The organism is Lysinibacillus sp. DFXJR4 (genome assembly GCF_057196045.1).
The window spans coordinates 436,674-451,176 of record NZ_JBXUNW010000001.1 but is presented as its reverse complement, the minus strand read 5'-3'; the positions used below and the strand labels follow the sequence as shown (position 1 = coordinate 451,176).

Annotated in this window: 9 protein-coding genes; 3 read left to right on the top strand and 6 right to left on the bottom strand. The window is 39.1% G+C overall.

The window, feature by feature from the left end:
* Nucleotides 1-17: 17 nt before the first annotated feature.
* The 6 genes from AC2CGN_RS02155 to rpoN all read right to left on the bottom strand — a co-directional run bounded on the left by AC2CGN_RS02155 (nucleotide 18) and on the right by rpoN (nucleotide 11,181).
* Nucleotides 18-2,042, bottom strand: a complete 2,025-nt coding sequence (locus AC2CGN_RS02155) for a hydantoinase/oxoprolinase family protein (protein ID WP_484511819.1) — start codon at nucleotides 2,040-2,042, stop codon at nucleotides 18-20.
* 216 nt (nucleotides 2,043-2,258) lie between these two features.
* Complete coding sequence (locus AC2CGN_RS02150; RefSeq protein WP_484511817.1) at nucleotides 2,259-3,656, bottom strand: aldehyde dehydrogenase family protein; 1,398 nt, start codon at nucleotides 3,654-3,656, stop codon at nucleotides 2,259-2,261.
* Nucleotides 3,657-3,685: 29 nt separating this feature from the next.
* Nucleotides 3,686-5,011 carry an aminotransferase family protein gene (locus tag AC2CGN_RS02145; protein ID WP_484511815.1) on the bottom strand — a complete coding sequence of 442 codons (1,326 nt, stop codon included), beginning with the start codon at nucleotides 5,009-5,011 and terminating at the stop codon, nucleotides 3,686-3,688.
* 249 nt (nucleotides 5,012-5,260) lie between these two features.
* Nucleotides 5,261-6,907 carry a sigma-54 interaction domain-containing protein gene (locus tag AC2CGN_RS02140; RefSeq protein ID WP_484511813.1) on the bottom strand — a complete coding sequence of 549 codons (1,647 nt, stop codon included), beginning with the start codon at nucleotides 6,905-6,907 and terminating at the stop codon, nucleotides 5,261-5,263.
* A gap of 1,281 nt (nucleotides 6,908-8,188) precedes the next feature.
* A complete protein-coding gene (locus tag AC2CGN_RS02135; protein ID WP_286924421.1) occupies nucleotides 8,189-9,604 on the bottom strand; it encodes an amino acid permease in 1,416 nt (471 codons plus the stop codon).
* A gap of 239 nt (nucleotides 9,605-9,843) precedes the next feature.
* Entirely contained in the window at nucleotides 9,844-11,181 is a 1,338-nt protein-coding gene (rpoN, locus tag AC2CGN_RS02130) for an RNA polymerase factor sigma-54 (RefSeq protein WP_429980872.1), read from the bottom strand.
* Between the two features lie 220 nt (nucleotides 11,182-11,401).
* Here rpoN and AC2CGN_RS02125 point away from each other — a divergent pair, with 220 nt between their 5' ends.
* Genes AC2CGN_RS02125 through AC2CGN_RS02115 form a run of 3 tightly spaced genes read left to right on the top strand, consistent with a single transcriptional unit; the run spans nucleotide 11,402 to nucleotide 14,486 of the window.
* The gene (locus AC2CGN_RS02125) at nucleotides 11,402-12,556 is read left to right on the top strand and encodes an acyl-CoA dehydrogenase family protein (protein WP_429980870.1); all 1,155 of its coding nucleotides are present in this window, start codon (nucleotides 11,402-11,404) and stop codon (nucleotides 12,554-12,556) included.
* The gene (locus AC2CGN_RS02120) at nucleotides 12,553-13,629 is read left to right on the top strand and encodes an acyl-CoA dehydrogenase family protein (RefSeq protein ID WP_484511810.1); all 1,077 of its coding nucleotides are present in this window, start codon (nucleotides 12,553-12,555) and stop codon (nucleotides 13,627-13,629) included. Before AC2CGN_RS02125 ends, AC2CGN_RS02120 begins: the two co-directional genes overlap by 4 nt.
* A 50-nt stretch (nucleotides 13,630-13,679) precedes the next feature.
* On the top strand, nucleotides 13,680-14,486 hold the full coding sequence (locus AC2CGN_RS02115) for an enoyl-CoA hydratase/isomerase family protein (protein ID WP_286924417.1): 807 nt from the start codon (nucleotides 13,680-13,682) through the stop codon (nucleotides 14,484-14,486).
* Nucleotides 14,487-14,503: the final 17 nt, after the last annotated feature.

Genomic DNA, 14,503 nt, shown 5'->3' with positions numbered 1-14,503 from the left:
TTCCTCCTTATGGAATATTAGTTCACCGTAATAATGATATTTCTATATGCATCAACCTCTGCTGTAAAACCAGGTGGAATAACAGTCGTTGTGTCGAGTTGATCGATGATGGCTGGCCCAGCAAATTGTGTGTAAACTGGTATTTTATCGCGATAGTACACGTTTGTTTCAAAATATTTACCCTCAAAAAAAACAGAGCGCGTTTCCTTGAATGCATCTTCTAAAGAGCCCTCAGGAGCATATTGAGGAAAATCAGGCTTTGGTACTGTTCCAATCGCCGTAACACGTAGGCCGAAAATTTCAACAGCTTGCTCCTTATCGGAAAATGCAAATTCTCGTTCATGCTCTTGATGAAAGGCTTCTAGTATTACATCTAGAGAAGTTATTTCATCTGCTACAAGTACAGCAAGAGATCGCCATTGCCCCTTATAACGGAGATCTATATAATTCGTCAAGGATGAGGTACTTTCTGCTATCCCTTCCTCTTCTAATAATGTTGCTGCTTCTTTACGTAATGCACCAAATTGCTTGGTCAGTTCTTCAGCAGTTACCTCCTCTACTTTCTTCACATACGTTTTAGAAATATCATGTCGAACATCTACAAGTAGGCAGCCCATTGCAGCAGCTACACCTGGATGAGTAGGAATAATAACCTTCGGAATGTTTAAATCCTTTGCCAAATAGGCACCATGTAATGGCCCTGCACCACCAAAAGCAACAAGTGCAAAATCTCGTGGATCATAGCCTCTACGAACTGATATTAGTCTTACAGCATCGCTCATATTCGCATTTGCAACTTCTATAATTGCACTTGCTGCTTCCTCTATTGTTTGATTGAAAGCGCTTGCTATTTTTTTCACAGCTTCTCTTGCCGCTTCTTTGTTTAATTGCATCGTACCATCCAATAAATCCACGCCAAGACGCCCTAATACTAAATTAGCATCTGAGTTCGTTGGTTCTGTTCCCCCTCGTCCATAACAGGCTGGACCTGGAACTGCCCCTGCACTTTGAGGTCCATTACGTAAAGAGCCTCCCTCATCCTTCCATGCAAGGCTACCACCCCCTGCTCCTATTGTTAGTATTTCAATACTTGGAAAACCAATTGGATAACCATATTCTATTGACCAATCCTTTGTAATGCGAATATCACCCTTATACATAAGTGAAATATCTGTACTTGTACCCCCCATATCTAAGCCGATTGCATTGTCAAACCCACACAGCTTTGCGATATGCTTACTGGCAATAGCACCAGCTGCTATCCCTGAGCTTGCTAGCCTAGCCGCATAACGTGGAACCGTACTTGAAGTCATGACACCACCACCAGAATGTAACACCAAAATTTCTTCCACATAGCCCTTTTTCTGCATTTCATTGCTTAACTTACTGATGTATTTACTCATAATTGGTCCGAGAACGGCGTTGATAATCGTCGTGCTCATCCGCTCATGCTCGAAAATTTCAGGAAGTACCTCGCTTGAAATACAAACATAGACATCCGGTAGTTCCTCTTTTAAAATTTTTTTGACTTTCAGCTCATTCTCTCCATTGACGTAGGCATTGAGGAAGCAAACCGCAATAGACTGTGTACCTCTACGCTTTAATTTCTTGGCTAAAATCCGAACCTCCTCTTCATCAATAGCTTGAATAATGTTCCCTTCATAATCTATGCGTTCTCCTACTTCAAACCGATCTCTCCGCTGAATATAGGGCCTAGCAGTATCCTTGTACGTATCCCAAATATCTTCCTTCGTCCCACGGCGAATTTCGATAACATCCCTAAAACCCTTTGTCGTTATCAGGGCTGTTTTCGGAAGCTTTCGTTCAATTAAAGCATTCGTTCCAACAGTTGTACCATGAGAAAAAATTTTAATATTCTTCCCATCTAACCCTGCTTTTACAACACCATTTAAAATTCCCTGCTCTGGATTTGAAGGTGTTGAAGAGGTTTTTGTTACAAAAATATCTCCCGTCTCTTCATTAAAAACAAATACATCCGTAAACGTTCCACCAACATCAATTGCTAAACGACTTTGTGCCATAGTTATACCTTCTTTCGTTTACTTGGTTTGATGAAATACACAAAAATTCTTCATAATAATCCTCTTTGATGAAGATAATGCCTCAAGTGAATGCTGCTAGATTTCCTCAAAAGATAGCAGTCACTATGAGAAAAATCCGAAATCATTACACTGAGGCATATAGAATGTGTTTTTGTTTGGCTACCATGCTATTAAATTTCAAGATGAGTTAGATTTTTATTCAACTTTTGTACCAATTGTAATTGTTTTGAAGGTTGTAAAAAATTCCTTCGCCGCCTGCCCCTGCTCTCGGGCACCAGTACTTGAGTTTTTCATTCCTCCAAATGGCGCTTGGGGCTCGGCTCCTCCTGTTTCATCGTTCACCTGTACAAGTCCCACTTCACTGCGATTAATAAAATCAAAAGCTTTTGGAATATTGGTAGTATAAATCGAAGCACTTAATCCAAAATCGGAATCATTCGATAAGCGAATCGCCTCTTCATAATCCTTAACCTTTATAACAGCTAGTACGGGGCCAAATATTTCTTCACGGGCAATCGCCATATCATGTGTTACATTTGTAAAAATGGTTGGATCGATGTAATACCCCTCTTTCATACCTTGAGTCGGACCACCACCAAATATAAGCTCAGCTCCATCTAGTTGTGCTTTTTCAATAGCGGCTAAAATAGAATCATATTGTCCCTTCGAGGATACAGGGCCCATTGTTACGCCAACCTCTATTTTTTTAGCCTCTTCTATTAACTGCTGGAGCACTTCTTCATAAATCGCTTCCTCAATATACACTCGACTAGTCGCTGTACAACGCTGTCCTGTTTGCTTCATAGCACCTTCTATCGTTAGTTTTGCAGCTTGTTTGATATTCGCATCCGCTAAAATGATGGCTGCATTTTTGCCTCCAAGCTCCAGTTGAATTTTTTTATTCGTTGGTCCAGCAGTATCTAAAATACTTTGCCCGACATTATTTGAACCGGTAAATGTAATCGCCTTTACTTCAGGTGCCTCCAATAAAACCTGCCCAACCTTTGAGCCACGACCTTGGACTACATGTAACACATTTTTTGGTAAACCTGCCTGTTGAAATAATTCTCCTATTAATTTTCCGGTTAAAGCTGCTTCAATAGATGGCTTCCAAACAACTGTATTGCCATATACTAATGCCGGAGCAATCTTCCACAGTGGAATGGCAACAGGAAAATTCCAAGGAGTGATCGCCGCAACTACACCGAGTGGCACACGCATTGTGTATAATATCTTTGATTCATTGGCAGAAGGTAACACCTCACCTACAGCACGCATCCCTTCTTGGGCAAAATAACGCAAAATGGAAGCCCCTCGTTTCACTTCTCCGAGCATTTCACTTTTCGTTTTGCCCATTTCACATGAAGCTATTTCAGCTACTTGATCTATATTTTTTTCAAGCAGATCCGCTGTTAGTCGTAAAATCTCTCCACGTGCAATAGATGATGTATTTTTCCAGTCTTCAAATGCATTATGAGCAGCAGTAACAACTGCTTTCGTTTCATTTAGTGTTAAAAGTTCTACAGTGCCAATACATTGGGTTGGTCTCGCTGGATTAAATTGTTCTCGTACCTCTCTAATAACTGTTGTCATATTACTCCTCCTTTATAAAGTGATTGAATCTATATTTCAACGATAGTTTTACGTATATATTCAAACGTTTCGTCTAATATACGCAGCATTTCGTCCAATTCTACTTTTGATAGAATAAGAGGCGGAGCAAAAACAACTGTATCTTGATCATACGTAACTGTTCGAAGAATTAACCCTCGCTTCATCGTTTCCTGTACAAAAATTGGGCTAAGAGGGGACTCAAACAATTCACCTGTCTCACGGCTTTTGACTAATTCAATTGCCCCAAGCAATCCAAGTGTACGCACACGTCCAATAAAGCTATACTTTTCCTGCAGCGCTTGGAATCCCTTTAACATTGCATCACCCATGACCGCTGCATTTTCAACGAGATTTTCACGCTCAACGATTTCAATATTTTTTAAGCCAACTTGACAAGCAAGTGCATGACCGCTGTATGTGTACCCATGCATTAATGTACCCTTGGAAAGCTCACAAAAGTCCTGATGCAGTTTTTCTGATATCACCACTCCTCCAAGTTGGGCATAGCCACTCGAAACGCCTTTTGCGAAGCTCATCATATCTGGCACTACACCATAGTGCTCCATCCCAAAAAATTTACCTGTACGCCCAAATCCTGTAATAACTTCATCCGCAATCAATAAAATACCGTACTCATCACAAGTTTTTCGTACTTCTCTAAAGTAGTCCCTTTGTGGAATATTTACTCCACCTGCTCCTTGCACAGGCTCAGAAATAAATGCAGCCACATTCTCAGGACCTAACGCTTCAATCGTTTCACGTAAATTACGTACCGATTCGCTATAGACATAGTGGAAATCTGGAGCATGTGAATTTGTAAAATCACGAAATGCTTGTAAGCCTGTTGCATTTGTAGCGCCCATTGCTACACCGTGGTAGGAGTGTGTACGTGAAATAATTTTTTGGCGCTTTGGCTGTCCTTTTAGTAACCAGTAATGACGTGCTAGTTTAATGGCTGTATCATTCGCCTCTGAGCCGCCTGAAGTAAAAAATACTGTGTTTAAATCTCCCGGAGCTAAAGAAGCAATTTTCGCTGCTAAACGAATCGCCGGTTCATTGCTAAATGTTGCAAAGCAGGAGCTAAATGCTAATGTGGACATTTGCTCCTTCGCAACATCTGCAATTTCTTGACGGCCATGCCCAATATTTACATTCCATAAAGAAGACATCCCATCAATATAGACATTTCCTTCGATATCTTTCAAATAAATTCCAGTTCCTTCTGTAAAAATAACTGCTGGTCCTTGTGTTTGCTGTTGCTCAATTGACGATGTTGGATGTAAAAAATGCTTTTGATCTAATGTTTTTAGCTCTTCCTTTAATTGAATTGCCATCAATACCAACCTCTTTTCGTTTAAAATTTCATACACTTTTTTACTAGCAACTCTCATGCCAACTGTTTGCTTTCAGCACAAAAAATAAAAAGAGACATTCTCTTATTCGAAAATACCTCTTTTCATCTCTTATTTATTGATTCATTTTAATGATGCGGATCATCATTTTTGTTGCATCACGTCACTAAACACCGTTGTGTTATTACTATTTACTATGCAAAATCGAAAATTTGATGCAGAAATACATCACTACTCCTTATAAGAGATATGCCTTGTTAATTGGAATTTTTGAATTTTACGCACTAAAGTTGACTGATCACAGCCAAGTGATTTGGCTGCCTGCCTAATACTTGGATATTTAGACAATGCCTGCTTTATAATTTGCTTTTCAAAAGCAGCTACTTGCTCCTTTAATGTGCCACTAAACATGGTTGTAACAGCTGATTCCTGTAATTTAGGTAGTTGCTCCACATTTTCGATATCATGAATATTCGTTGTATTACAATCTAATTCTTGTTGTACCGTATATACTGTTATTTCTGGCTGTGTAGCTAATAAGCAAATTCGTTCCACCATATTTTTAAGCTGACGTATATTTCCTGGCCAATCATAGGACACTAATATTTTCATGGCCGATGACTCAATTGTTCGATGAATACCGTATTTCTCTCCAATGACAGCTAAAAAATGATGGACTAGTGGAATAATATCCTGACGACGTTGTCTTAATGGTGGAATTTCAATGGGGATGATATTTAAACGATAATATAAATCCTCACGGAAACTACCTTGTCTCACCATTTCTGCCAAATTGCGATTCGTTGCTGCAATAATGCGGACATCAATAGAAATAGGCCTCCCACTACCAATACGATGAACCTCTGACTCTTGGAGCACACGTAATAATTTTGCCTGTAGTAGCAAAGGCATCTCTCCAATTTCATCTAAAAATACTGTACCACCTGACGCAATTTCAAATAACCCAGCCTTACCACCTCTCGACGCTCCTGTAAATGCTCCTCCCTCATAGCCAAAAAGTTCGGTTTCTAATAGATTTTCAGGTATTGCACTACAGTTAATCGTTAATATTTGCTTATGGCTACGTCTACTATTTGCATGAATTAGCTTTGTAATTTCTTCTTTACCAACGCCCGATTCACCACCAATTAATACAGTAGAATCTACCTCCGCAATTCTCATCACGCGATTTACAACATCCATCATTGCAGGAGACACAGCGATTAAATTACTTGGTGTCGCCTCTTTATTATGTAATGCTTGTAGCTTATTTTTAAAATTTTCATTTTGAACCTCTAATTTTTTCACTTCTGTCTCTAGTAGTTTTAACTGGGTCATATCACGTGTAATGGCTACTACGTATTGCAACTCACCCTTTTCATTAAATATTGGCTTGCCCGTCACTAAAAAGCATTTTCCATTAATGAACGTTTGCAGTATGGTTACTTTTTCTTTCGATTCGATGACTTTCATGGATATAGAATCACTCATTAATCCTTCAGCTATTGCGTCTTTTGCATATCTCCCCATTAAATTAATACCGACAATTTCGATATCAATATCATTTTGAAATAATATTTTCCCATCGCTATCACATATGGTAATGCCATCTGATATGGAATTTAATACTTTGTTTGATAAAGGATTCATAAAATCAAAATGGCTAAACTGCGTTAATGGTCTAATATTAAATAAGCTACCCTGTGAAGTCTCTAATACATGAATAAAATAGCCTTCTACCTCATATGTCTCTGTCCCTTTACTATACTTTTTTATAATTTTTTTAAGCAGCTCTATTTGGATATCACTTTTTACAATTACTTCATCATTTTTGACAAGAAAAAAATGTTCATCTTTATGAAGTTCTGTTATCGACATATTGACCACTTCCTCTCAAACTAGAAAATCAATTTCGCCATGGCGTAATTGTAGCGGCAGCAACATGTTGTTTTTTGTGCGAAAGCGCAGTGCTAACGCAGCGGCAGCAACATGATGTTTTTTGTGCGAAAGCGCAGTGTTAACGGAGCGGCAACAACATGATGTTTTTTGTGTGAAAGCGCAGTGCTAACGCAGCGGAAAGCAACATGATGTTTTTTGTGCGAAAGCGCAGTGCTAACGCAGCGGCAGCAACATGTTGTTTTTTGTGCGAAAGCGCAGTGCTAACGCAGCGGCAGCAACATGTTGTTTTTTTGTGCGAAAGCGTAGTGCTGACGGAGCGGCAGCAACATGTTGTTTTTTTGTGCGAAAGCGTAGTGCTGACGGAGCGGCAGCAACATGATGTTGGTCACTCATGTGTTTTCACAGGAAGTGAAGTTCTTAGCCTGAGTTCCTCTATTTCAGTAGGTGTTTGGACACCCACTGTAAAAAAACCAAAACTGCATTCATCTCACCATCTGTAGAGGTGGGGGGCTGCTGAGTGAAGATAAAATAATTTCATACAAAAAATTCGCTCTCCTTCTACGGGTAATTTGCAAGCCTAAAGGTGCTTAAGACCTTCGCTTTGTTACTTGGCTTGCTATCTCGGAGAATGGTCGCGAATTTTTTATATGCTGATATCAATTACGCCTCGGCATAATTGCGTCCGGAATCGGCTTTGTGATTAGGCCTGCGTGAGGGCCGACACGATGTCGGTCATTTCGGTAAAGCCACAGGACGTGGCGTTTTTTACCGATGCAGGTCAGTTAGCAGTTATCGCATGGATGCGATGATTTTAGGCTAACATCCTTTATTAACGCCTTTCCGATTCCGTGACATCCACCGGAGGCTTTGGGCCAACAAATGTTTTTTGTGCGAAAGCGTAGTGCTAACGTAGCGGCAGCAACATGTTGTTGATCACTCAGTCGTGTGTTGTTGTTGTTATTGTTGCTGTCGCTTCGCTTTCGCACAGTTAAAACCGTGTTGCTGTCACTTCGCTTTCGCACAGTTAAATGCCACAGGACGTTGGGTTCTTAGACTGAGTTCTTTAATTTAGCGGGAGTTTGGACACCCTCTGAAAAGTAGCTTAAATTCGCATTCATCTCACCACCTATAGAGGTGGGAGACTTCTGTACCTGCCGCTACGCTTACGCGCATAAAACATCTGCCGCTACGCTTTCGGTACAAAAGATATTTGCTGCAAGAAGTTAAATCACTACGATTAGGAACATCATCATATTTATTCTACTCTGAGGCTAGCTTTTCCTCTATTTTTTCTTCTGGTTTTGTCGACAGCTTTCGCATAATCATAAACAGGAAAACTGAGAGTATTAAAACTAATGTGCTTAAATAAAACTGAGAGCGTAAAGATTCTATGAGCGCTTGGCATAAATAAACAACGGTTAAAATTCCAATTGTGACATAAGAAAGATATGGGAATAACCACATTCTAATCGATAATGGCTCATTTGAAACTTTGTCATAATAACGTCGGAAACGAATTTGTGAAATAGCAATAAAAATATAAACCGCAATCATCAATCCGCCAACACAATTACCTAAAAAATAGAAGATAACTTCAGGTGAAATGAAATATAGCATCGCACAGATATACGCTACCAATGTACTTCCGATAATGGCAGGTACCGGTGCTCCTCGCCGATTTTTAATTTGCGAAAATATTTTCGGCGCATCACCCTGACGAGACATTTCAAGCAACATACGGGAGCTTGTATACAGTGCAGAATTTAAAACTGAGATTAATGAAATAAAAATGACGATTTGTATAACTTGAGCAGCAATAGGAAGCCCTGCCAGCGTTAAAATATTTGCATATGGTGCTGCCAACATTTTTGTATCATTCCAAGGTAAAATTAAAACCATAATAGCTACTGAGCCTACGAAAAATAGCCCTAATCGAAACACAACATTGCGAATGGCACGAACAATATTTTTCGCTGGATTTTCAGACTCTGCTGCTGCAATCGCCGCTACCTCTGCACCGCAAATTGAGAAAATGACAAAAACTATGGCAGTGAAAATTGGGACAATACCATTTGGTGCGAATCCACCAAATTCTGTTAAGATCCCTAACCCCTTTGCCTCATAGTTTGGCCAAATGCCCAGGATCATAGCTAGACCAACTACTAAAAATACGAGAATGGCTGAAACTTTAACGAAGGAAAGCCAATATTCGAATTCTCCAAATGATTTTACAGAGTAAATATTGATGATGGTCATTAACAATGTGATACCGATACTCCCAACCCAAATCGGTATAAACGGGAACCAATTATGCAGCATTCCCCCAATAAGTGCCGCTTCTAGCCCCACAATAAATACCCAACTTGCCCAATAAAGCCAGCCAACAGTAAAGCCTGCCCATGGACCAATATACTTCCCTGCATATGAAGCAAATGAACCTAACTCTGCAGAACCATTAGCCTTTTCCCCAAGCACAATTTCTCCTGCTGCCATTTCTCCAACCATTTGCATAATTAAAACGATCAGTAAGCATGCAATTGCATATGAAACGACTGCCGCTGGACCAGTGCTTAAAATGTTTTTCCCTGTACCAACGAATAGCCCTGTACCAATTACCCCTCCAATGGAAATCATTGTAATATGCCGTGTTTTCAGTGATTTTTGCAAAGCTCCCATTAAAGCACCCCTTTAGTGTTTTATGTAGACATTTACTAGCCCCTTTCCTCTAATTCAATGTCTACTGTTTAATGAGCAAATTGGATGCCAACTCTATTCAATTATTAAAAATAATAAATCACTCTCTATCCATACCTCTTTATTGATGCCTTTTAAAAATGATTGGTTCTTGAATAGCTTCATATGCGATTTCGAAATTTTGATGCAAATGTACATCATTGATACTTTATTTACATCATCTATCCATATGCTCGATTGAATGAGCTCATGATGTTCATTTCTTCTCTATACTTCGCTACTGTTCGTCTAGAAATTTGAATACCTTCGCCACTTAATATTTTGGTAATTAGCTGATCCGTTAAAGGTTTTTGTTTATCTTCACCTTCAATCAACTGTTTAAGTCGCTTTTTAATATACATAATCGAATCCATTTTTCCAGAACTATTCATCACGCCCTTTGTAAATAAAGTTTGTAAAGCATATACGCCGTGGGTGGTTTTTATATATTTTCCACGAACAGCACGACTAATCGTTGACACATGTAACCCTAATATGTCCGCAACATCTTTTAAACGCAAGGGCTTTATAGCCTCCATTCCTTGATGGAAAAAACCTTCTTGTAATTTCACTAGTAATCTAGTTAATTCATAAATTGTTTTATCACGTTGCTCAATTCCTTGTATCAATAACAGAGCATCTTTCATTGTGTCTTGGAAATATGTTTTACAATTTGGGTCATTCTTTAATATTTCTACATAATGTTGATCAATCGTAACGGCTGGTACATATCCCCGATTCAATTTAATCAACCATTCCTCATCGAATTTTTCTACTTCAATTTCGGGAATGATATATGGAATCGCTTCCAATTTGTCTCCTGATAGCACTGGTTGTAAATTTTTTATATAGTCCACAGTATTTTTTACTTCATGTATGGGTGTTTTGTATTTTTTACTTAATTGTTTGATGGCCTGTGCAGCTACTAACTCTAAATCATCTTTGATAAATTGGTAGGTCAAATTGGGTGCAAGTTCATCCCTATCTACCTGAATAAGTAAAAATTCTTTTGTATTCCGTGCTCCTACTCCTACTGGTTCAAATGTTTGAAGTAAGTCCAATAATGCCTCTACATGCAAAAAACTTGTTTTAAATTTATCAGCTACCAATTCAACATCCACATCTAAAAATAAACGATCGTCTAAGGATTGAATTAAAAACGTCAAGATTTTTAAATCCATAGTAGAAAGATTTTTATGCAAAGGCACCTGTTCCAATAAAAATCGTTCATAGCTTTCTTTTGCAGCTAGCCCCATCTCAAGGAAATTAAATGAATTACGTTTTAGCTCATAATAGCGCGAGGAAAAACTCTTAACGGAATAGCTTGCTAATTGAGAAATTTCCTCATATTGTCTTTTTACCGCTGCGTCAGTAACAACTAATAGAGGATTTTCATTGGCTTTGTCATAAATAAACTGTTCTAACTCATTTGTAGAGTATTGCAGTATTTCTAAATGCTGTACAAGCTGTGCTGATAAAACTTGCATAACCTTTTGTGAAGTTTTTATAGCTATTTGCACGCCCTTACCTCCTCAACAAAATTTTCTACATAGTAACATGTTTATTCTGCATTTTACCATTTTTTAATTAAAAATATTATTTTCTCTTCATTACTTTTTCCTCTGTGAAGAAATTTTTAATAATTCAAAAAAAATACATTGACTCCATTCATAAGAAGTCATAAAATACACATATAAAATAACAGTTACCACATTGCGGTAAAATAGGAGGAATGATGAAATGCTTCATTTACCAACGGTGCAATTTACAGAAGAACAGGAACAATTTCGTGTAGAGGTCAGAGCTTTTCTACAGGATGAATTAGCAAAAGGAACCTTCACACCGAAATGTGATTCTTGGTTAAGCGGAGACGATCCTGAGTTTTCCAGATTAATAGGTCAACAAGGTTGGATTGGCTTAACTTGGCCAAAAAAATACGGTGGTCAAGAGCGAAGTACTATTGATCGATATATTTTAACAGAAGAATTTTTAGCCGTTGGCGCCCCTGTTGCAGCACATTGGTTTGCCGACCGCCAAACAGGTCCTCTTCTTTTACGTTATGGGTCAGAAGAACAGCGTGAATTTTTCTTACCACAGATTGTGAAAGGCGAATGCTACTTTGGCATAGGCTTAAGTGAACCTAATAGTGGCTCTGACCTAGCTTCAGTCACTACACGTGCTGAAAAAGTAGAAGGTGGCTGGATTGTAAATGGGCAAAAAATATGGACGAGTAACGCTCACCTTTGTCATTATATGGTCACTTTAGTACGTACGAGTCCGTTTGATGGGAAAAATAAGCATGCTGGCCTAAGTCAGCTTATCATCGATTTACAAGCACAAGGTATAACCATTGTTCCCATAAAATATTTAACTGGTGAGCACCATTACAATGAGGTATTCTTTGATAATGTTTTTGTACCAGACAGTATGGTAGTTGGGGAAATCGGTAATGGCTGGGCTCAAGGATTAGCAGAGCTTGCCTTTGAGCGTAGTGGCCCAGAGCGAATATTGAGCACATTCCCATTAATTGATGAGCTTATTCAAGAGCTAAAGCGCCAAAATAATTCACAAGGATTAATGCAAGCATCTAAAATTGTTGCTCGTCTTTGGAGTCTAAGAAATCTATCAATTGGTGTGGCTCAGCTTTTAGAATCTGGCAATAGTGAGGACGTATCTATACCAGCAGCACTTGTAAAAGCACTAGGGACGAAATTTGAGCAAAGTATTCCCGAAATCACACGCCTAATCATACAGACTTATCCTTCACTTGATGCCGATCGTAAAATTGATCGCTTTATGGCCCAGTCAATTTTACATGCACCAGGCTTTACCATTAGAGGTGGAACTTCAGAGGTATTGTATGGCGTTGTAGCGAAAGGAGTTGTAGCACAATGAGTGAGATGAAAGACATGATTACGGAAGTTGTTGAACGTATGTTAAAGGAAAATGTCGATAAAGATTTAGTTGATACTGTAGAACAAGGTGATTGGGCACCGGCATTATGGGAATTATTGGCGGAAAATGGTATGACGGTTGTAGCCGTTACCGAAGAAAATGGAGGTGCAGGCGGCGATATTGAAGATTTACTGAATATTGTTCGATTAACTGGAAAATACGCTGCTCCGATCCCATTTATTGAAACAACCTTTGCGAACTATTTACTGGAGTATTTAAACTTACAGGTACTAGAAGGTTTAGCGACATATAGGTTATCTACGAACCAAGTCTTTACGTTAGAGAACGGGACATTAACAGGTCAGGCTCATCATATACCTTGGGCACGTCACGTGAAGCACCTAGTAACACTTGCTTATAGTACAGAGGGTACACATCTAGTAGTAATAGATTTAAGTCAGGCTGACATTAAACAAGGTACAAATTTAGCAGGCGAACCGCGTGATACTGTGACATTCCAACAAGCACTAGTTTCACAATTGTCTACTGTGTTATCTCCTGACGAAATACACAAATTAACAACACTCTGTACTGCCTTTCAATTAGCCCTGATGACTGGTGCTATCGATAAAATAAATGACTTAACCATTCAATATACGAAGGAGCGTGAGCAATTCGGTCGACCAATTCATCGCTTCCAGCTTGTCCAGCAGCATATTGTTCACTTAGCAGGTGAAACGGCTATTGCTTTAGCGGCATTTAATAATGTAACTGAAGCCCTTCTTACAAACAATGAAAATAGCGAGGTTGCATACGCCCGCATTCGTTTTGAAGAAATCATTCAAGCAGTAACAGCCATCTCCCACCAAGTCCATGCAGCCATCGGTACGACCCACGAGCATAGTTTGCATCAATTTACACGTAGACTTTGGGCATGGCGCGACGAAGGAGTAGATTCCTCTTATTGGACTAATATTGTAGCATTACAGCTAATGGAAAATAGCGAGGATAGTCTTTGGGCGTATTTGACTACTTCTAATAGTAGTTCCCCATTACTCAATGTAGAAGGATGAAGATTGCAGTAAGTACATTCAAACCAATAACCTAAAGGGAGTGTTTTTCAATGACTGATTTACTTTTTGAAGTGCGAGATCATATTGCAACCATTACTTTAAATAGACCAGAGGCGTACAATGCTTTCAGTGAAGAAATGATTACTGAGTGGATAAAAGCGCTTGAAATTGTTCGCGATTCTAACGATATTCGAGTTGTCATTGTGAAAGGTAATGGAAAGTCTTTTTGTGCGGGCGGCGATATTAAAGCAATGCAGGCTGGTGAGGGCTTTTTCCAAAGCGAAGCAGATATCTCTTCTACAGGTTTAGCACGAAAAAATTCACTTTGGAAAAAAATTCAGCGTATTCCCCTTCTCCTTGAAGAAATTGATAAACCAGTTATTGCACAGGTGCATGGCTTTGCAATGGGCGCTGGGCTTGATATGGCCTTAATGTGTGATATTCGGATTGCCGCTAAATCTACAAAGATTTCAGAAAGCTATATTAACGTTGCTATCGTGCCTGGTGATGGTGGAGCTTATTATTTACCAAAATTAATTGGTATTGATCAAGCATTAGATATGTTCTGGACAGCTCGTGTACTAACTGCTGATGAGGCAAAGGACAAAGGTGTTGTAACATTTGTTGTGGATGACCATGAGCTAGACGAATACACAATGAATTATGCTAGGGACTTAGCAAGTCGTCCAACTACAACACTACAATTCATTAAGCGTGCTGTTTATCAAAGTCAACGCATGGATTTACGTACTGCTCTTGATTATATTTCGTCACAAATGGCAATTGTCACAGAGTTGGATGATTTTAAAGAGGGTGTTAGCGCGGTTGTAGAAAAACGTAAGCCTGTTTATAAATGATGTGTGTAGGAGGAGAA

What these genes read in the sequence shown, in the direction of transcription:
- AC2CGN_RS02145 (WP_484511815.1), bottom strand. Translation starts at nt 5,011, where the DNA reads ATGGCAATTCAATTAAAGGAAGAGCTAAAAACATTAGATCAAAAGCAT.
- AC2CGN_RS02115 (WP_286924417.1), top strand. Translation starts at nt 13,680, where the DNA reads ATGACTGATTTACTTTTTGAAGTGCGAGATCATATTGCAACCATTACT.
- AC2CGN_RS02155 (WP_484511819.1), bottom strand. Translation starts at nt 2,042, where the DNA reads ATGGCACAAAGTCGTTTAGCAATTGATGTTGGTGGAACGTTTACGGAT.
- AC2CGN_RS02135 (WP_286924421.1), bottom strand. Translation starts at nt 9,604, where the DNA reads ATGGGAGCTTTGCAAAAATCACTGAAAACACGGCATATTACAATGATT.
- AC2CGN_RS02140 (WP_484511813.1), bottom strand. Translation starts at nt 6,907, where the DNA reads ATGTCGATAACAGAACTTCATAAAGATGAACATTTTTTTCTTGTCAAA.
- AC2CGN_RS02120 (WP_484511810.1), top strand. Translation starts at nt 12,553, where the DNA reads ATGAGTGAGATGAAAGACATGATTACGGAAGTTGTTGAACGTATGTTA.
- AC2CGN_RS02150 (WP_484511817.1), bottom strand. Translation starts at nt 3,656, where the DNA reads ATGACAACAGTTATTAGAGAGGTACGAGAACAATTTAATCCAGCGAGA.
- AC2CGN_RS02125 (WP_429980870.1), top strand. Translation starts at nt 11,402, where the DNA reads ATGCTTCATTTACCAACGGTGCAATTTACAGAAGAACAGGAACAATTT.